Below are 19,739 nucleotides of genomic sequence, written 5' to 3'. Positions count from 1 at the left end.
TCGATTATCGTTTTGCGTTTTCTACCCATTCTTTTACATCGTCGATCGTGGGGTTAGCCAGTTCGAGCTTGTATTTTTTGTTAATGCCACAGATTTCTTGATGCATTTTGTTCGGATTGGCTTCTGCTACGTCTGCTACGGTGAGGTATCCTGCTTTTTGAATGGGTGCGACCCATTCGGCAGGAATGTTTATGGTGGTATAGGCCGCTTCGTTATCTCGTTTTTGAACTTTCTCGGGGCGCATTTGCGGGAAGAGGAGAACTTCTTGTATGGTGGTTTGTCCGGTCATGAGCATGACGAGCCGGTCCATACCTATTCCCATACCCGATGTGGGAGGCATGCCGTATTCGAGAGCCCGGATAAAGTCATTATCGATGAACATGGCTTCGTCGTCTCCTTTTTCGGAGAGGCGGAGTTGTTCTTCGAAACGCAACCGTTGGTCGATGGGGTCGTTCAACTCGGAGTAGGCATTACAGAGTTCTTTCCCATTTACCATTAGTTCGAAACGTTCGGTCAGTTCGGGGTTGTTCCGATGACGTTTGGTAAGCGGCGACATTTCGATGGGATAATCGGTGATAAAGGTGGGCTGTATGTAATGGCCTTCGCATTTCTCGCCGAATATTTCGTCGATGATTTTTCCTTTGCCCATTGTTTCGTCGACCTCGACCCCGATTTTTTTGCAAACTTCGCGCAATTGTGCTTCGTCCATGCCGCTGATGTCGATACCCGTGTGTTCCTTGATGGCGTCGAGCATAGTGATACGCTTGAACGGAGTTTTGAAATTGATCGTGTTTTCACCGACTTTGACTTCGGTAGTACCGTTTACGTCGAGACAGATTTTTTCTAACATTTTTTCGGTGAAATCCATCATCCAGTTGTAGTCCTTGTAAGAGACATAGATTTCCATACAGGTAAATTCCGGATTGTGCGTTCTGTCCATGCCTTCGTTGCGGAAGTTTTTGGAAAATTCGTACACTCCTTCGAAGCCTCCGACAATCAGCCGTTTCAAATATAATTCATCGGCGATACGCAAATATAGAGGTATGTCGAGTGCATTGTGGTGGGTGATGAACGGACGGGCGGCCGCACCTCCGGGTATCGATTGCAGAATGGGTGTTTCGACTTCCAGATATCCACGAGAGTTGAAATATTCCCGCATGGAGGTGTACACTTTGTTCCGTTTGATGAATATATTTTTTACTCCTTCGTTTACCACCAAGTCTACATAGCGTTGACGATAACGGAGCTCGGGGTCTTCGAAAGCGTCGTAGGCTACCCCGTCTTTCATCTTTACGATGGGAAGGGGGCGTATCGATTTGGCGAGTACTGTCAGCTCTTGTGCGTGGACCGTTATTTCTCCCATTTGGGTGCGGAATACAAATCCGCGAATACCGATGAAATCGCCGATGTCGAGCAGCTTTTTGAATACGGTATTGTATAATTCTTTATCTTCTCCCGGGCAGAGGTCGTCACGCGAAATATAAACTTGGATTCGGCCCTCCGAGTCTTTCAACTCGATGAATGAGGCTTTACCCATGATACGCCGACTCATAATACGTCCGGCTATGGCTACCTGACGAGGAGTTTCCGCACCATCGACGAAATTATTTTTTATTTCCTGAGAATAGGCGTTTACAGGATATTCGGCAGCAGGGTAGGGTTCTATGCCCAATTTGCGCATTTCGTCGAGACTGTTACGACGAATGATCTCTTGTTCGCTTAGGTCGAGAATATTCATAGGTATATGTTTGTAAATTTTCGCAAAAATACAAAACTTTGAGCTAATCCGGCTATGTTTGGCGTAAATTATTGTTATCGAGCGACTGTTATCCCGATGTAAAGTTTATGTTTTCGTGGTATCGTTTTCATCGTCGGAGGGAACCATAATATCGGACTTGTTTTTTAACCATTTGAAGATATTGATTCGCAGTTTGCTTCCCCGGGCTTCGAAGTAATTGTTGAAACACGAATTGATTTCACAGCCATACACCACTAACAGCACGAGAGCCGGTAATATGGGAATCCCGAACGGTGTGCCGAACGCTTCGCCAAAGCTCGTGGCGACCAGTATCCAGCAAAGATAGTCGATGATTTTGTTTGCGCTTCGGCGTATTGCCCTGCTTTTGCGTATGGTTTCGCCCCTATGCCGTGCTGCTTCGATACCGAATTTCAAGTCGGCCAAAACCAATGCGAATGCAGCTAATAGAAACCAACGTATGGGTGAGATAAAATCGGCGGCCCAAGAGAGATACGACACGAGCGAGCCGTTGATGAGATTGCGTTCGTCCATAATTTAAAATTGTATTCAAATGTTTCGACGGCAAATTTCGTATCGGGAAGCGAGGAATACATGTCTTGTTTATAAAAAATGAGAAATAAAAGTTTCTTTTCTTTTCGATATGTGACTATTTTGTTATTTTTGCTTTTGTTTATCATTGCATTTTACAGAGTAATAATAAAATAAAGTTAACCTTATGAACATTTTCCAAAAGTGCATTTCCCTTTTTATTGCGGTCATGACGGTATTTGCGGCCCAAGCTAAAAATTATGAAGTAGCTTCGCCCTCGGGAGATTTAAGAGCGGTTGTATCGGTAACGAATTCCGGGACGACTCTAAGCGTGTTTGCCGGAGAAACAGAGGTTTTGGCTCCGTCTCCTATATCCATCACGATAAAAGAAAACAACGAATCTCGAACAAAAGTTTTATGGGGCATGAATTCCAAACAACCCAAAGTTCGCAGGAGTTTTGTAGACGAGATGATTCCGGCTCCTGTTTATAAACGTTTTCAAGTGAAGGATCGTTATAATCAGATGGTTTTGACATCGGGAAAACAGGGGTTGGTCGTGCGGGCTTATGACGATGGAATAGCGTATCGATTGACCTATAAAAGTAATATCCCTTATACGGTATATAACGAACAAGCCGATTTTACATTTCCCGCCGATTATCCGATGTACGCTAGCTATGTGAAACGTGGAGACGATGGCGATTTCGAGTCGCAGTATATCAACTCGTTCGAGAATACTTATGAACATGAATCTATTACCAAATTTAAATCGTCGCGCCTTTTATTTCTTCCTGTATTGGTAGAGTTGCCTCATGGAATGAAAGTGTGTATAACCGAAGCCGACTTGGATAATTATCCGGGTATGTATTTGGTGGGTGGAGGCGATACTCCGGTCCTTGCGTCGCACTTTGCGCCGGTCCCGAAAACGACGGTTCAAGGGGGACATAACATGTTACAAAAGTTTGTTACTTCCCGAGAAGAATATATTGCTCGTGATGCCAATGCCCAGCTTCCGTGGCGGGTGATTGCCGTTGCCGGTAATGATGCAGAGTTGGCCGCCAGTGATATCGTGTTCCGTTTGGGGAAACCTTTGCGTATCGCCGATACTTCGTGGATAAAACCGGGTAAGGTGGCTTGGGATTGGTGGAATGCGTGGAATCTCTACGGGGTAGATTTTCGTGCCGGAATCAATAACGAGACGTATAAATATTATATCGATTTTGCTGCGGAGAACGGGATAGAATATGTGATTCTCGACGAGGGGTGGGCTGTGAATAAAAAGGCCGATTTAATGCAGGTCGTTCCTGAAATAGATTTGCCTGAATTGGTAACGTATGCCGACGGGAAAAATGTCGGTTTGATTCTTTGGACCGGATATTGGGCTTTCCATCGGGATATGGAAAATGTCGTGAAGCATTATGCCGATATGGGGATAAAAGGGTTCAAAGTAGATTTTATGGATAGGGACGACCAAGAGATGGTGCGGTTTATCAATGAGGCTTCGGAATTGTGCGCCTGTTATAATATGTTGGTGGATTTTCATGGAATGTACAAACCTACGGGTGCGCAACGTACATGGCCCAATGTGATCAACTATGAAGGCGTGAATGGTTTGGAACAATTGAAATGGAGCCCGAAAGGATATGACCAAGTGACTTACGATGTACAGATTCCTTTTATTCGTCAGTTTGCCGGACCTATGGACTATACGCAGGGAGCTATGCGCAATGCAATCAAGAAGAATTATAATCCGGTGAATAGTGAGCCGATGAGTCAGGGCACACGTTGTCGTCAGTTGGCTACGTATGTTATTTTTGATTCTCCGTTGAATATGTTGTGCGACAATCCTTCGAATTACAGAAGGGAACCGGAGTGTACCGCTTTCATAGCCCGCATCCCGACTGTGTGGGACGAAACTTTGGGGCTTGACGGGAAAGTGGGCGAATATATTACAATGGCGAGGCGCTCGGGCGATGAGTGGTACGTAGGAGGTTTGACAAACTGGGATAAACGGGATATAATTGTCGATCTCTCATTTTTAGAAGAGGGCTTTTATGAGATAGAGCTGTTCAAGGACGGTATAAATGCCGACCGTGCCGCTTGCGATTATAAACGGGTAGTAATGCCTGTTCCCGAAGACCGACAGTTGAAGGTCACTTTATTCCCCGGTGGCGGTTTTGCCGGCCGTATTGAGAGACGGTAGATAGCATGAAATACAACAAGCGGAGCTTTTTCTCGAAGCTCCGCTTGTTTTTTATTGGGTTTATAATTATAAATCTTCTCCATCGGCGTGATTGTATTCATTGTCATAATATATAGTAATGTAATATTCCCCGAATTGCTCGTTAATCATAAACCAAACCGCCTTTTTTGAATATAAATCCATCATGTATGAAAATGTGGCTTCTAAAACTTCTTGTTTCATTTCCTCCGAGGGATTGGCCAATTGTTCTTCGGTATATTTCGATAGGAGAGTCGATTGTACTTCGTTTGCAAAAGCTATGCTGTCTGTGATTTCCGGTTGTTGATAATAAACAGCCTCATACCGTTTGTTGTTTACAGTCATTTCATAGGATATTTTTTCATCTTCTGATAATGTGTAATCATCGAATGATACATATTTTTTGTTGTTTTTGAATTGTCGGCAAAGGGTATTGAATCTTATCTTAATGTCGGTTTCATTTGAATTTTTAGCATCTGTAACTGCTATTCGATATACTTTGTTGTTATTGGTTACAACTTTCAACAAAACATTTCTACCGTTAAATTCACCGGTCAGGTAATCGCCGGAACTGTTGTATTGGAATCCTTTGGCTTTAAGTTTTTGTATCATTGCAGTTTTAGCGCCATCGACGGGAATTCCGAGAAATTTGGTTACGTCTTTTTGTGCATATAATGCTGTTGAAAAAACAAACAGCATCACAACGGTCAGTAAATTTTTCATGATTATATTGTTTTAAAGATTAGTAGAATTTTGAGTTGGATTTATAGGAATAACAAGCCGTTGGTCGACATCGATAGCCCATTGTACTTGCCACATGCGACCGTTTCGGGTATCCAATTTGATAAAAGTCCACATATTGGTGGTGGGGAATAATTGGAATGCCGGGGCAGCATTGTTTTGTTGTTTCGGCTTGTCTTCGGGTGTTACGGGTGTAGAACAAGCCATCAGCCCTGTTAAGAACAAAATGAATAAAAGGGTTGTCTTTTTCATAATTATATAGTTAAATGGTTAGAAATCTATTGTATAGGAGGCTTCGTCGCTCCCTCCATCGGGGAATGTACCGGATTTTTGACTTTTTAAAACAAAAGGCTCTGTGTTCTTGCTTACATATATGCGAATATTATAATTTGTACTTCCTCCACGGCCTTCATGATAAAAACGTGCATATGCATATGCTCGGAACCCTTTTGGAACTGGACCAAATGTTTCGTTGAATTTTCCAGAGAAATCTAAATTCCCTTTTTCGGTTGCAACGTTTCCTCTAACAGAAAAAGCACTGCCATTTGATATTTCATATCTCACGTAATAGTTATCTTTTGTTTCTGTGTCGGCTTTTTGTGTATCGGGTTCATCAGCATTGGTACAAGCCGAGCATATCAAGAGGGCTAACAATGTAGTCAATATTGGGATAATTCTTTTCATTTTTTTTCGATTGGTTTAAATATGGAAAAGGCGTGTAACCATTCTTCGCTTGCTTTACGTTTGGTTACCGCCAAGTGACCATATTCCACAACAAGCACAGAACAGCTCACGCCTTTGAAGCGTGAACTTTCGATCTGCTTGTTCTCGTGGAATGAATGTTTGGCGGTATTCAACGTAAAGAGAACAAGAGCTGAAAGCTCGATTTTATTTTAAGTGTCCGAACGGGAAACGCTTATCCGGGTGTTTATACATCGGGTTAATTGCATTTATGAGGATTCTATACTGTCGTACACAAATCCCATTGTTTCGTTCGTGTTTTTTTATTTGTTTTCTCCTTTCTTCTTTTAGGGTTTATACTTGATTGAATGATTTCAAAAACAGTTTATTAACGACTGTTCAAATACAAAAATAGAAAAAAATGATAAAATAGTATCTGTATCGCTTAATTTTTTTGCAGATACGGTTCGATGTGGATATTGACCTGCGTCCTTTTCCCGAAAGTGGTTTTGAGCGATTCTTCCACTTGTGTGGCGATGTCGTGCGCTTTGACGATAGACGAATCGGGGTCGACTTTGATGTGCATGTCGATGATGAATGTGTTTCCGTTTTTACGCGTGCGCAGGTGGTGGAATGCGATGACTCCGGGTGTCTGCTGTATTTTCTCGGCAATATTTTGTTCCACTTCTTCGGGGAGGGACATTTCGAGAAGTTCTTGTATGCTGGGGCGGGCGAGCTTATAAGCGACTCCAAAGATAAATATTCCTACGACGAGAGAGGTTATGGGATCGAGCACACGCCAGCGTTCACCCAGAAACATAGCTCCCGATATGCCTATGAGGGTTCCTATCGAGGAGAAAGCGTCGGAACGGTGATGCCAGCCGTTGGCAATGACAGCCGGACTGTCGATGTTGCGCCCGATTGTGATCGTGTACCAGTATAAGCCCTCTTTTACGATGATGGAAACAGCCGCCATAGCGAGTGCCAAATAGGTGGGCCGTTCGATAATTTCCCCGTTGAGGACTTCGTATATTTTGATGCTTCCCGAATAAAATATTCCAATGGCGACGACGAAGAGTGCAAAGCTGATGAGCATGGTGGCAAAGGTTTCGAATTTGCCATGTCCGTAAGGGTGGTCACTGTCTTCGTTTTTCGATGAGATTTTAATGAAGATGATAACGATGAAATCTGTGATAAAATCGGATAAGGAGTGTATGCCGTCTGCAATCATGGCACTACTTCGCCCCCATATGCCGGCTATGATTTTTGCGGTAGACAAGATGAGATTGGTAAAAAATCCCACCCAAGTGACCCGTGCGGCTTTTTTCTCCCGGATTACATTCGAGATGTCGTCTTTTCCGTCCATAATAGTGTAATGTTGCTGTACAAATGTAAGGCGTTTCGTGGCTATTTCGTATCGTTTGTTCTGTGTTATCGTTTAATTTATAACGGTTCTACTTAGCCTGTTTACTGTCGTAACAGTTCGAGACCATGCGAAAAGAAATGATTGTAAGAGCGTTTTTTGTCGGTGAAACTTTACGATTTGTTTTGAACTACGGGATTGAATTTTTATATTTGATAGAGATTTAATCGTATCTGTATGCACGTCGAATCGTTTCATATACGCAGGCGGGTGATGCCGCCTCACCGGGGCGCGTTGTTGGTGGCGGAGCCATTTTTGGACGAAGGGTGTTTCCGCCGAGCTGTTATTTGTTTGGCCGAATATTCGGAGAAGGGTGCGGTGGGGTTTGTGTTGAATAGCCCTACGAGATATGTTCTGAGTGAATTGTTAGAGGGAGAGAACGATATACCTTCCATTCCGGTTTTTTGTGGAGGGCCGGTAGGAACGGATCATTTGTTTTTCTTGCACGATATAGCGTCATTGCCCGGTGCAGTGGAGGTTTCGACGGGCTTGTTCGCTAATGGGGATTTCGATATGCTGCTCGATTTTTTGAAAAGCGACTCTACGGTGCAAAAACATGTGAAGTTTTTGATCGGGTATAGCGGTTGGTCGGCCGGGCAACTCGACGGGGAATTAAAACAGGAGTCGTGGGCTGTGACGACTATGTCTTCGCCGGGCGATTGTCTTGCGGCCGAAGGTGATGCTTTTTGGAGAGAGATAGTAAAGGGTATGGGCGACGGATATAAGTTGTGGTTAAATTCCCCGCAGGAGCCTTCGCTCAATTAGAAGCCTCTGATGAATTAGGCACTTATTCCCGATTGAATTTTTGAAATATCAGAGCATCGGCATATCCCTGAGGCAACCGTATCCAGTCTTTTAAGCGTGTGCTTTCGTGAAATCCGCATGTCCTGAAAAGCGCTATGCTGGCTGTGTTACAAACGGGAATATGTACATATAATTGATGCAGGTGTAAAAAACGGAAAGCATATTCAATGAATGTTTCGAGGGCATCTCGTCCGAATCCTTGTCGTTTGTGATCGGGATCGATGAGGAGACCTATCGCTGCTTTACGGTTTGTGATATCGTAGTCGAAACAGTCTATCGCACCGATAACTTGGCGACTCTCTTTTCGCATGATTATGAGTCTTAATTGTTTGTCCCGAGCGATGTCGGCAGTATAGTTTTCGATGTATTGTTTCAACAGATAACGTGAGAAGGGCGATACGGTACTTCCGTATATCCACAGAGACGAATCATTTTCCCAGCGGTAAAGAGCATCGAGGTCTTCGGGTTCTACCGCTCGCAGTTCTATTTGTTTGCCGGTGAGGTAGTTCATGGTTTCGTATAGGTTTGTTGGGGTGAAATGATGATTTCTGAGTCGGGAGTATAGATGAGGAAATGGTTACGGACGTCGCTTTTTGATTGTATGGTTTCTATGATTTCCCGATAGGAAAGTAGTCCCGAATCTAATATGATGTGTCGGTTGTCTTGTCGTTCAGATGACGATGGAATTTCATCGGCTGACCATATAGGCGTGTAGTGTTTTATACCCGGAATCAATCGGGCTATGGTTTGCGGGGTGCGGGAGAGAATATACCATTTTCCTTTCTCTTTCTTATCGGTTTTTCCATGCTTATGAAACGGAAAGGAGACGACTCGGTAAGCAGCGGCTAACGAGGCTCGGAAGAATATAGAGAATTTTACGGCGAGGTAGTACCCTTTGCTGTAATGCGGGTAATGCTTTTTGAAAAAAATGAGCATAGCTTCATAAAAGACACGGACGTATCGCAGGCTTCCTTTCTTCGTGCTCTCTCCTTTGTAATGTATAATAGGAGTCGGCAGGAAATAATTGGTGTATCCTGCAAGGACGAGCCGATAGGAGAGATCGATGTCTTCGCCGTACATGAAAAAACTTTCGTCGAGTAGCCCGCTTTTGTCCAGTGTTTCACGTCTCATGAACATGAATGCACCCGAAAGAATGTCTATGGGGTGGCATTCGTCGGGAGAGAGATATTTCATGTGATAACGACCGAAAATGCGGGAATGGGGAAATAATGCCGAGAGCCCGAAAATCTTGCAGAACGATACCCACGGAGTGGGGAATCCTCTTTTGGATTCCGGTAAAAACCGTCCGTCACCATCGAGCATTTTTACCCCGGTTCCTCCGGCTTCGGGGTGAGCTTCCATAAATTGGAAAACTTCGTATAACGTATTTTCGGCTATTACAGTGTCGGGGTTAAGCAACAGAACATATTTCCCGGTAGATTGTTCGATGGCTTGGTTATTGGCTCGTGCGAATCCTACGTTTTCGGTATTGGCGATGAATCGGACTTCGGGAAACCGGGGTATGAGGTAATCGAGCGAGTCGTCTTGCGAGTGGTTGTCCACGACAAAGATCTCGACTTCCATCGGGTATGCCTTTAATGCAGCCCGTACCGACCGAAGCGATTGCTCCAAAAAGTATTTTACACGGTAATTGACAATAACGACACTGATTTTTACCACAAGACAGAATCTCTAATATTATAATGTATAACGGCAGTCTAATGAAAATAGTATAATATTATCCTTTGAAACTTTCGCTGAATAACGTGCGGTTGAGAATGGAACGCCCCAATGTGATTTCGTCGGTGTATTCCAGCTCTCCGCCTATGGATACTCCTCTGGCGATGATGGTGATTTTAACATCGAACGGAGCCAACTTCCTGAATATGTAGAAATTGGTCGTGTCGCCTTCCATCGTGGCGCTGAGTGCGAGTATTACCTCTTTTATTCCACCGGAGGCGACTCGGTCTACCAAACTTTCGATTTCGAGGTCGGCCGGACCTATGCCGTCCATCGGGGAGATGACCCCCCCCAATACGTGATAAAGCCCGTGGAATTGGCGAGTGTTCTCGACTACCATCACCTCTTTCACATTTTCGACAACGCATAACGTGGAGGCATCGCGCGAAGGGTCGCCACAGATGGTACAGGTATCCGAGTCGGATATGTTATGGCAAATGTGGCAACGTTTGATTTCTTTACATAACTTAATAATGGTATTACCGAACTTTTCGGCTTCGCCCTCTTCTTGTCTTAACAAATGCAGAACCAAACGTAAAGCCGTTTTCCTACCGATACCGGGTAGTTTGGCAAATTCGTTTACCGCATTTTCGAGAAGAATAGAAGAATATTGTTGGTCCATAAGGGTTGTTCCTTTTCACGAGTTTGCAAATATAGTAAAAGGTGAGTGCAGAGGCAAACCGAAATCTTATTTCCTGCTTGACTATTCCGAACCGCATCCTATATTCGTATCTACAAATATAGGAAATATCTGTTAGTTATTGTTCTGTATGTCATATTTTGAGACAGAGAAAAAACAGCGTTGTCGTCAAATCGGGAAAAATGAGTATTTTTGCATGGATTGTCAAAATTTGAATATAATATATGGAAATAAAAAACGCCCGGTTTGTGATTAGCAGCAGCCATGTGAAGGACTGCCCATCGCACGGATTACCCGAATATGCTTTTATCGGACGTTCCAATGTGGGAAAGTCGTCGTTGATAAATATGTTGACTTGTAAGAAAGGGTTGGCGATGACCTCTTCTACTCCGGGGAAGACAATGCTTATCAATCATTTTTTGGTCGATGATAGTTGGTACTTGGTCGATTTGCCGGGTTATGGATATGCCCGCCGAGGCAAAGAGAGTCGAGAGGCATTGCGGGAAATGATAGAGGGGTATGTGCTTTATCGCAAGGAAATGACTTGTCTTTTTGTCCTGCTCGATTGTCGGCACAAACCTCAAAAGATAGACCTCGAATTCATGGAATGGTTGGGTGAAAACAGCGTGCCTTTTGCTATTGTATTTACAAAAACGGATAAGATTGGTCCCGTAGTACTGAAAGAGCATATAGAGTATTACAAACAGGTGCTGCATGAATCTTGGGAAGAATTGCCTCCTATTTTCGCTACATCGTCGGAAAAAAGACGGGGACGTGAAGAGTTGCTCGATTATATCGATCGCGTGAATAAAAGTTTGAAAGAAGCTTAAAATAGGGACATACTTTTTTAAGTATATTTTTTTCGTTGAATCTGTTTTGTAACTTTGCAAGTAATGCAAAATAGACAATATACAGTGCAATCGAATAAATTCGTTTTATTCATGTCGTCTTTTTGTAGTGAAAGAGAGAAATAGGCATAGTTATAAGCGGAGATGTGCAGCCCTTTTTACTTGCTCTCATTGAAGACTTTATAAATTAATGTGAATTGTTCTTGACGTATGTGTGAAAAAGAATCATTTATGAGGGAGGCTATAAAGTTGTCTCTCGATAATATAGATCACGACGGAGGTCCGTTCGGTGCGGTGATTGTGAAAGATGGAAAAATCATAGCGCGGGGGGTAAATCGTGTGACTGCGTCGGTCGATCCTACGGCGCATGCAGAAGTAAATGCGATTCGTGAAGCAGCCCGGGTATTGGGAACATTCGATTTGAGCGGATGCGAGATCTATACTTCTTGCGAGCCTTGTCCCATGTGTTTGGGAGCCATTTATTGGGCGCATCTCGACAAAGTGTATTACGGAAATACGAAGGCGGATGCCAAGGAGATAGGATTCGATGACTCGTTTATTTACGACGAATTGGCTTTACCTTTGGAAAAACGCCATTTGAATGTAGTCCCGATGATGCGCGATGAAGCTATCAAGGCTTTTGAAAAATGGGAAAACAAGAGTGATAAAATAGAATATTAACAACCGAGGGTGCAGGAGCACCTTCTTTTTTGAATGCAAAAATATGGCTAATTGGTTTGAGTGCAGAGTTAAGTACGATAAGATGCTGGAAAACGGCATGCAAAAAAAAGTGACAGAGCCCTATTTGGTGGATGCTTTATCGTTTACCGAAGCGGAAGCTCGTATTATTGAGGAGGTATCTCCGTTTATCTCGGGGGAATTTTCTGTTTCGGCGGTAAAGCGCGCTAATTTCAGCGAGCTTTTTTTCGATGAAACAGGTGATCGGTGGTATAAATGTAAGCTCAATTTTATCACTCTCGACGAGAAAAGCGGTATGGAAAAGCGTACGGCATCGTATATGCTTGTGCAGGCCGCAGATTTTGAAACGGCATTGAAAAACTTGGTGGAAGGCATGAAAGGAACAATGGCCGACTGGGTGATTGTTTCTATTACAGAAACTCCGTTGATGGACGTTTATCCGTTTGATCCCGAAAGAAAAACAAAAGAAGAAGATCGTCCGCAAGAATGAGTGATATAGCCCGACATATAGAGCGAATTCGTCAAGAGTTACCTGCTGGAACTCGGTTGGTGGCGGTCTCGAAATTTCATACGGCCGAAACCATAATGGAGGCTTATGAGGCGGGACAGCGTATTTTCGGGGAGAGCCGAGTACAGGAACTTGTTGAAAAATATGAGGTTTTGCCTAAGGATATAGAATGGCATTTTATAGGTCATTTGCAAACCAATAAAGTGAAATATATTGTCCCGTTCGTTTCTCTTATTCATAGCGTGGATAGCGAAAAGCTCCTTTCGGTTATAGAAAGCGAGGCGGCCAAATGCGATCGAGTAGTCGATTGCCTTCTTGAAATCCACGTGGCGCAAGAGGATAGTAAATATGGCTTTACGCCTGATTCTTGCCGGGAATTGTTACAAGGCGGTTCCTCGGAGAAATATCCTCATGTAAGGATATGTGGATTGATGGGTATGGCCACCCAGACAGATGATGAGGATTGTATAGAGCGAGAATTCGGTGCTTTGAAAAAATTGTTCGATGAGGTGAAAGGTTCGAGCGCGGTCGACTCTTCGGCATTTTGTGAATTATCGATGGGAATGTCACATGATTATCCGTTGGCTTTACGACATGGCAGTACGTTGGTGCGTATAGGAACGTCTATATTCGGGGAACGTGTTTATTCATGTTTTTGAATGACAATCTGAATGTGAGTTTTGAAAGTTTTTATGCTCAAAAACATGCTGCTATCGTATCTGTTGATGGATAATTAACATTACTTTTGCTCTCAATTTTGTATTTTTTGATGTGCAAAGGGTAAAATATCTATTGTAAAAGAAATAAAACACACATAAATTCATTAATTAAAATCTTATAAAATGAGTACAGAGCAGAAAAAGAACTATGCACTTCCCATTATAGTGATGTTTGCATTGTTCGCCATGATTTCGTTTGTGACAGGGCTTCAGAATCCGATGGGAGTCATTGTTAAAAGTCAGTTCGGAGCCAGTAACTTTATGTCGCAGTTGGGAAATGCGGCTAACTTTATCGCTTATGCCTTTATGGGAATTCCGGCCGGTATGCTGTTGCAGCGCATTGGTTATAAGAAGACCGCGCTTCTTGCCGTAACCGTCGGGTTTATCGGTGTAGGTATCACTTTCTTGTCGGGTATCGCCGAAAGTTTCGCCGTGTATTTGGTGGGCGCTTTCATTTCCGGTTTTTCCATGTGTATGTTGAATACGGTAGTGAATCCTATGTTGAATACTCTTGCCGGCGGTGGAAACAAAGGAAATCAATTGATTCAATTAGGTGGCTCGTTCAACTCGATTAGTGCGACTATTGTACCGGTGTTGGTAGGTTATTTGATCGGTGATTTGGCTCAGGCTAAAATTTCCAATGCCGACCCTGCCTTATTCTTGGCAATGGGTATTTTTGCTTTGGCATTTGTCGTTTTATATTTTGTAAATATTCCAGAACCTCATATCGTAAAAACTTCTGCCAAGAAGGAAAAGAGTAAACATAGCGCACTTTCTTTCCGCCATTTTGTGTTGGGAACTGTTGCTATCTTTATATATGTAGGTGTTGAAGTCGGCATTCCTAATTTTGCCAATTTGTTTATGACTTCACCTGAGATAAACATCGATCCAACGATTGCCGGATCGGTTGTAGGGACATATTGGTTCTTGATGATGATCGGTCGTTTGTGCGGGGCCTCTATCGGAGCGAAGGTGTCCAGTCGCGCGATGTTGACGGTTGTATCGACAGTGGGTATCGCATTGGTATTGGGTGCGATATTCTGTGCTGATAATATTTTGGTAAATATGCCGGTATTTAAGTCCGATATTTCATTCGGCTTTGCCCAAGTTCCTGTAAACGTGATGTTGTTAATCCTTTGCGGACTTTGTACTTCTGTGATGTGGGGCGGTATTTTCAACCTTGCAGTAGAGGGGTTAGGCAAATATACAGCAGCAGCTTCTGGTCTGTTTATGGTTATGGTTTGCGGTGGCGGTATATTGCCTTTGATTCAAGGAGGTGTAGCCGATTTCGCCGGATTCTTGAATAGCTATTGGGTAATTGCGTTGGGATTGGCTTATATTTTATTCTATGCTGCCATAGGTAGTAAGAATGTTAATACAGATATTCCGACCGACGATTATGAGGCATAACTATTTATTTAATAGATAAGATTTAGTAAAGAGAGTGAAGATGCTTCTTCACTCTCTTTGTCTTTTTGTGAACTTTTGGCGGTTTTTGTGTTTGTATACTCATGAATTGTATTATTTTTGTAAAAAAATTCCCATGAACGATACGAACTTATTAAACAAATCGGCCGACAATATCAGAGTATTGACGGCGGCGATGGTTGAAAAAGCCAAATCGGGTCACCCCGGAGGTGCTATGGGGGGAGCTGATTTTATCAATGTGTTATATTCCGAGTTTTTAGTGTACGATCCGGCGGATCCGAAATGGATAAATCGTGATCGTTTCTTTTTAGATCCCGGGCACATGTCCCCGATGCTTTATAGTGTATTGGCTATGTCGGGGTTTTATACGATGGACGATTTGAAGTCGTTTCGTCAATGGGGCAGTATAACTCCCGGCCACCCCGAAGTCGATGTAATGCATGGTATTGAGAATACTTCGGGACCTTTGGGTCAGGGACATACGATGGCTGTCGGCGCTGCTATCGCCGAGCGTTTTATGGCTGCTCGTTTCGGCGAATGGTGTAGTCATAAAATTTATGCGTTTATTTCCGATGGAGGTATTCAAGAGGAGATTTCTCAGGGTGCAGGTCGTTTGGCCGGATTCTTGGGATTGCATAATTTGATTATGTTCTATGATAGTAACGACGTACAACTTTCGACTGATACAGATGCGGTGACCGATGAAGATACTGCTGCGAAGTATAGGTCGTGGAATTGGAATGTCGTGGAAATAGATGGAACCGATCCGGTAGCTATTCGTGATGCATTGGCGCTGGCTAACCGTGAGACAGAACGTCCGACTCTGATTATAGGGAAAACCATTATGGGACGTGGGTGTGTAACGGTTACGGGAGAGAAATTCGAAGGGAAATATTCTACGCATGGACAGCCTTTGAGTAAGTCGGGTGCATCTTATGAAAAGACCATTGAGAATTTAGGCGGAAATGTGGAAAATCCGTTTGTGATATTCCCTGAAACTGCCGGTCTGTATGCTCGTCGAGCAGAGGAATTGAAAGCGATTGTCGCAGAACGTAAATCGGCGCAAGCTGCGTGGGAGAAAGAAAATCCCGAATTGGCCAGAGAGTTGCACGATTTTTATGCTGGGAAACTTCCTGCACTCGACTTCTCATCGATAGAGTATAAACCGAATGTCGCTACTCGGACTGCTTCGGCAAACGTTTTGGCTTATTTGGCGGAACGGGTGAAAAATATGGTCGTTTCTTCGGCCGATTTGGCAAATTCGGATAAGACAGAGGCTTTTTTGAAGAAGACAGGAGCTTTTGCGAAGGGTGATTTCCACGGAGCATTTTTACATGCTGGGGTCGCTGAATTGACTATGGCGGCGATTATGAACGGTATATTGTTGCATGGAGGAATGCAGACTGCTTGTGGAACATTCTTTGTTTTCTCTGACTATATGAAACCGGCAGTTCGTATGGCGGCTTTGATGGAATTGCCCGTGAAATATGTTTGGACGCATGATGCTTTCAGGGTGGGAGAAGATGGACCTACTCACGAGCCGGTAGAGCAAGAAGCTCAAATACGGTTAATGGAGCAGTTGAAGAATCATAGCGGCAAAAATAGTGTGTTGGTTCTGAGGCCGGCCGATAGCGCCGAAACTCTTGTTTCTTGGAAATTGGCTATGGAGAATAAGGATACACCGACGGCATTGATTCTTTCCCGTCAAGATGTCCCCGATTTACCGTCGGCTTCGGACAGTCGTTATAACGATGCATTACAAGCAGAGAAAGGCGCTTATATATTGATGAAAGACGAGACTCCCGATGTTGTATTGGTAGCCAATGGATCGGAGGTCTCTACCTTAGTCGGCGCTGTAAATATATTGCATGATAAGGGGGTACGGGTACAGATCGTCTCGGCTCCTTCGATAGGTCTATTTTTGGAGCAGCCTTTATCGTATAGAAACGTGGTAATACCTCCCGGGTTGCCGGTGTTTGGGTTGACGGCCGGTTTGCCTTCGACTCTGTTCCCGTTGGTGGGCAGTGAGGGCAAAGTGTATGGATTGGACCATTTCGGTTATTCTGCGCCATATAAGGTTCTTGATGAAAAATTGGGATTTACCTCGGATAATATCGCTCGGGAAATTATTGAATTTGTAGAGAAATAAGTATTTAGAGAAATTTAAGCAAAGTCGTTTTTCTTTTTTATAGAAGAACGACTTTGTTGTAAATTTAAATAAAATTTGTTTGTCGAATAAAATAAATCAATTATCTTTATCCCCAAATTCAATTGGGTCTATAAAATGATTGATTTTCATATCTTTTATATGCTGGTCGATCGAATGTTAAACATATATTAATTAAAAATAATAGTAGTATGAAGAAGACTGTATCTGCAATTTTGCTTACAGGTGCTTTTGCAGCAATGCCGGCAATGGTTGCAGCAGCTTCCCAAGAGGAGGCTAAGACAGAACCTTCCAAAGAAATTGTCTTGAATAAGTTTAAAGACAATTGGATGATTTCACTTGAAGGCGGGGTTGATTTTAGTTTAGGGAGATTTGATAGCCATGCCGATTTTGGTAAGCGTATTGCTCCTGTGTTTGGTCTTAATGTCGAGAAATGGTTTTCTCCTGTTATCGGGTTGCGTTTGGGCGCTGATTATTATGGAATGAAAGGAGCTGCTTTATGGGGTAATGGCATGAGTGGCGAGATGCTCGACAATACTTATTACAAACAATCGTATGCTTTAATAACGCCGGCTCTTGATGTGATGGGCGATTTGGCAAGTTTGTTCTGTGGATATCGCGAGCGCGTTTATTCTCCTATTTTATATGTCGGTATGGGAATTCCTGTTGCGGTTTCCGGTGATGGAGATATTGCCGATTGTGTCAATATGGGTATGAGAGGCGGTTTGTTAAACCGTTTCCGTTTAAGCGATGCTTGGGCTATCAATTTGGATCTCCGTTTCGATGTGTTTGAAGCGACTGTTGCCGGAGAAGGGAATCATGCTAAGACTCTTTCTGCTTTGGTGGGTGTAACCTATAAGTTCAAGGGTCGTGGTTGGAATGCTCCGGTTGTGCCTGTTGTAGCTCCGGTTGTGGGCAAATACAGCGATGCGGAAGGAGATGCTCTTGTCGCTCAATTGCGTGATGCCAATCGAAAAATAGCAGACCTCGAACAACAATTGGCCGAATGTAAGAATCGTCCGGCAGAAAAGATCGTTGAGGAACAAGCTCCTGTGGTTACCGTTTATTATAATATAAATAGTTCGGAACTGCAAGGGAAAGACAGAGTCGTGTTGAAAGCTGTTGCAAAGGCTATTAAAGCTAACAAGGATACGAAGTATGTGATTACCGGTTATGCCGATAGCGAAACAGGTACGGCAGCCTTCAATGCTAAGTTGCGCAAAGCTCGTGCCGAAAGAGTCTATGATGCCTTAGTATCTTATGGCGTTAGCCCCGATCAGTTGGAACAAAAGACCAGCGATGCGAAACTCGATCGTTTCGGTTCTTATATTCTCGATCGTGCAGCAACGATTTCTCCTGCGAAGTGATAACTAAACGAATAAATAAATTAAGAGAGATTATCGAGGTTCGGTAATCTCTCTTGTGTTATATAGGTATTTCTAATGAAATATTATTGTGTTTGTTTATTATAGGAGCTTATAAGTGGGGAAGATACTTCTTTGAAATAATGTTAAAATAAAAAGTAATAAACACTATCATATTATAAATTGCAAAGTCGGCTTGCCAAAATAGAGGTGTTTTATTATCTTTGTGGCCTGTTTAAGAGAGAAGCCGTGGAATCGTTTTATAGAACACACAAGTATCTCGTCGAGCATGTAGAGTCTCCGGTGAAACGGGACTTAATGTATCAAATCGACAAAAACAGCCGTTTGGTAGGTATAAAGGGTAGCCGAGGGGTAGGAAAAACCACATTTTTGCTGCAATATGCCAAAGAAAATTACGGCTTAGACCGGTCGTGCTTATATATAAATCTCAATAATTTATATTTTACAGAGCATACTCTGAGAGATTTTGCAGAACGTTTTTATGGACAAGGGGGACGGGTATTACTGATAGATCAGGTATTTAAGTATCCGGGTTGGTCGGAGGAATTGAAATATTGTTATGATCATTTGCCCGAATTGAAAATAATTTTTTCCGGTTCGTCGGTTATGCGATTAAAAGAGGAGAATCCGGTATTGGCCGGATTGGTCGATTCTTATAATCTGCGAGGGTTTTCATTTCGGGAATATTTGAATTTGATGGCTTCGACTCATTTCCCTTCATATTCACTTAGCGATATTATAACCAATCATAGGGCTATCGCTCAGGAAATTTGTGCGCAAGTAAATCCATTAGATTATTTTCCGGGGTATTTGCATCATGGATATTATCCGTTCTTTTTGGATAAATCGAATTTCTCGGAAAATCTGGTTAAAAATATCAATATGATTATGGAGGTGGATATTCTGTTGATTAAGCAAATAGAATTGTCTTATCTCCCGAAGGTTCGTCGTTTAATGTATTTGTTGTCGGTTCATTCGCCGGCTCCCACTAACGTGAGTCAGTTGAGCAAGGATATTCAAATTTCAAGAGCGACGGTTATGAATTATATTAAAAGTTTGAAAGATGCGAGGCTTATTAATATGCTTTATCGGGTAGGGGAGGAATTTCCTAAAAAACCGGCTATGGTGTATATGCATAATACGAATATTATATATTCCAATCGGTCGGTTCAGGCAGATCCTCAATCGATTCGCGAAACCTTTTTTTATAATACGTTGCACAAGGATCATCGTTTGAATATGGGTAGTAAAAACGCTCAGTTTTTGGTGAACCGAGAACTTTTGTTCAGAATACAAGGGAGTGTGCCCCGCAGTCGTATCAACCCTCATTTTTATTATGCGGTAGACGATTTGAAAATAGGTAGTGAAAACTTAATACCTTTATGGTTGTTTGGGTTTGTGTATTGATTTAGAGATGAAAAAAACAATATTAATTACTTAATAACAAG

Annotated in this window: 19 protein-coding genes; 10 read left to right on the top strand and 9 right to left on the bottom strand. The window is 42.9% G+C overall.

Annotation, left to right across the window (positions count from 1 at the left end; genetic code table 11):
• Positions 1 to 4 precede the first annotated feature (4 nt).
• A complete protein-coding gene (lysS, locus tag HMPREF9448_RS03185; protein WP_008861150.1) occupies positions 5 to 1,738 on the bottom strand; it encodes a lysine--tRNA ligase in 1,734 nt (577 codons plus the stop codon).
• A gap of 105 nt (positions 1,739 to 1,843) precedes the next feature.
• On the bottom strand, positions 1,844 to 2,290 hold the full coding sequence (locus HMPREF9448_RS03180; RefSeq protein ID WP_008861149.1) for a hypothetical protein: 447 nt from the start codon (positions 2,288 to 2,290) through the stop codon (positions 1,844 to 1,846).
• Positions 2,291 to 2,474: 184 nt separating this feature from the next.
• On the opposite strand from HMPREF9448_RS03180, the gene HMPREF9448_RS03175 reads away from it, so the two are divergent.
• The gene (locus tag HMPREF9448_RS03175; protein WP_008861148.1) at positions 2,475 to 4,490 is read left to right on the top strand and encodes a glycoside hydrolase family 97 protein; all 2,016 of its coding nucleotides are present in this window, start codon (positions 2,475 to 2,477) and stop codon (positions 4,488 to 4,490) included.
• A gap of 66 nt (positions 4,491 to 4,556) precedes the next feature.
• On the opposite strand, the gene HMPREF9448_RS03170 is transcribed toward HMPREF9448_RS03175, so the two are convergent.
• The 4 genes from HMPREF9448_RS03170 to HMPREF9448_RS03155 form a co-directional block, all read right to left on the bottom strand.
• On the bottom strand, positions 4,557 to 5,231 hold the full coding sequence (locus tag HMPREF9448_RS03170; RefSeq protein WP_008861147.1) for a hypothetical protein: 675 nt from the start codon (positions 5,229 to 5,231) through the stop codon (positions 4,557 to 4,559).
• A gap of 12 nt (positions 5,232 to 5,243) precedes the next feature.
• Entirely contained in the window at positions 5,244 to 5,501 is a 258-nt protein-coding gene (locus HMPREF9448_RS03165; RefSeq protein WP_008861146.1) for a hypothetical protein, read from the bottom strand.
• Between the two features lie 18 nt (positions 5,502 to 5,519).
• Positions 5,520 to 5,933: a hypothetical protein gene (locus HMPREF9448_RS03160; protein WP_008861145.1), complete on the bottom strand. Its 414-nt coding sequence runs from the start codon at positions 5,931 to 5,933 to the stop codon at positions 5,520 to 5,522.
• Between the two features lie 442 nt (positions 5,934 to 6,375).
• A complete protein-coding gene (locus HMPREF9448_RS03155; RefSeq protein ID WP_008861144.1) occupies positions 6,376 to 7,296 on the bottom strand; it encodes a cation diffusion facilitator family transporter in 921 nt (306 codons plus the stop codon).
• Positions 7,297 to 7,530: 234 nt separating this feature from the next.
• Here HMPREF9448_RS03155 and HMPREF9448_RS03150 point away from each other — a divergent pair, with 234 nt between their 5' ends.
• Positions 7,531 to 8,118: a YqgE/AlgH family protein gene (locus HMPREF9448_RS03150; protein ID WP_008861143.1), complete on the top strand. Its 588-nt coding sequence runs from the start codon at positions 7,531 to 7,533 to the stop codon at positions 8,116 to 8,118.
• Positions 8,119 to 8,140: 22 nt separating this feature from the next.
• Here the strand turns inward: HMPREF9448_RS03150 and HMPREF9448_RS03145 are convergent, their stop codons facing one another.
• Genes HMPREF9448_RS03145 through recR form a run of 3 tightly spaced genes read right to left on the bottom strand, consistent with a single transcriptional unit; the run spans position 8,141 to position 10,519 of the window.
• Positions 8,141 to 8,668 carry a GNAT family N-acetyltransferase gene (locus HMPREF9448_RS03145; RefSeq protein ID WP_008861142.1) on the bottom strand — a complete coding sequence of 176 codons (528 nt, stop codon included), beginning with the start codon at positions 8,666 to 8,668 and terminating at the stop codon, positions 8,141 to 8,143.
• Complete coding sequence (locus HMPREF9448_RS03140; protein WP_040295840.1) at positions 8,665 to 9,837, bottom strand: glycosyltransferase family 2 protein; 1,173 nt, start codon at positions 9,835 to 9,837, stop codon at positions 8,665 to 8,667. The genes HMPREF9448_RS03145 and HMPREF9448_RS03140 overlap by 4 nt, the downstream gene beginning before the upstream one ends.
• 58 nt (positions 9,838 to 9,895) lie before the next feature.
• Positions 9,896 to 10,519 carry a recombination mediator RecR gene (gene recR / locus HMPREF9448_RS03135; protein ID WP_008861140.1) on the bottom strand — a complete coding sequence of 208 codons (624 nt, stop codon included), beginning with the start codon at positions 10,517 to 10,519 and terminating at the stop codon, positions 9,896 to 9,898.
• Positions 10,520 to 10,761: 242 nt separating this feature from the next.
• Here recR and yihA point away from each other — a divergent pair, with 242 nt between their 5' ends.
• From yihA to HMPREF9448_RS03095, 8 genes are all read left to right on the top strand, one after another.
• Positions 10,762 to 11,367, top strand: a complete 606-nt coding sequence (yihA, locus tag HMPREF9448_RS03130; RefSeq protein WP_008861139.1) for a ribosome biogenesis GTP-binding protein YihA/YsxC — start codon at positions 10,762 to 10,764, stop codon at positions 11,365 to 11,367.
• 228 nt (positions 11,368 to 11,595) lie between these two features.
• Complete coding sequence (locus tag HMPREF9448_RS03125) at positions 11,596 to 12,066, top strand: nucleoside deaminase (protein WP_157260322.1); 471 nt, start codon at positions 11,596 to 11,598, stop codon at positions 12,064 to 12,066.
• A gap of 43 nt (positions 12,067 to 12,109) precedes the next feature.
• Positions 12,110 to 12,574, top strand: coding sequence for a DUF4494 domain-containing protein (locus HMPREF9448_RS03120; protein ID WP_040295839.1), 465 nt, complete (start codon positions 12,110 to 12,112; stop codon positions 12,572 to 12,574).
• Positions 12,571 to 13,251, top strand: coding sequence for a YggS family pyridoxal phosphate-dependent enzyme (locus HMPREF9448_RS03115; protein WP_008861136.1), 681 nt, complete (start codon positions 12,571 to 12,573; stop codon positions 13,249 to 13,251). Before HMPREF9448_RS03120 ends, HMPREF9448_RS03115 begins: the two co-directional genes overlap by 4 nt.
• A gap of 183 nt (positions 13,252 to 13,434) precedes the next feature.
• Positions 13,435 to 14,721, top strand: coding sequence for an MFS transporter (locus HMPREF9448_RS03110; RefSeq protein WP_008861135.1), 1,287 nt, complete (start codon positions 13,435 to 13,437; stop codon positions 14,719 to 14,721).
• A gap of 133 nt (positions 14,722 to 14,854) precedes the next feature.
• Complete coding sequence (locus HMPREF9448_RS03105; RefSeq protein ID WP_040295838.1) at positions 14,855 to 16,888, top strand: transketolase family protein; 2,034 nt, start codon at positions 14,855 to 14,857, stop codon at positions 16,886 to 16,888.
• A 209-nt stretch (positions 16,889 to 17,097) separates the two neighbouring features.
• Positions 17,098 to 18,273 (top strand): OmpA family protein, encoded by a 1,176-nt coding sequence (locus tag HMPREF9448_RS03100; protein ID WP_008861133.1) that lies wholly within the window; start codon positions 17,098 to 17,100, stop codon positions 18,271 to 18,273.
• Between the two features lie 246 nt (positions 18,274 to 18,519).
• Positions 18,520 to 19,698 carry an ATP-binding protein gene (locus HMPREF9448_RS03095; protein WP_021891908.1) on the top strand — a complete coding sequence of 393 codons (1,179 nt, stop codon included), beginning with the start codon at positions 18,520 to 18,522 and terminating at the stop codon, positions 19,696 to 19,698.
• Positions 19,699 to 19,739 lie beyond the last annotated feature (41 nt).

It is taken from the genome of Barnesiella intestinihominis YIT 11860 (assembly GCF_000296465.1).
In the GTDB taxonomy this organism is placed as follows: Bacteria; Bacteroidota; Bacteroidia; order Bacteroidales; family Barnesiellaceae; genus Barnesiella; species Barnesiella intestinihominis.
The sequence above is the reverse complement of the archived record's forward strand: the minus strand, read 5'-3'. Positions and strand labels throughout refer to the sequence as shown.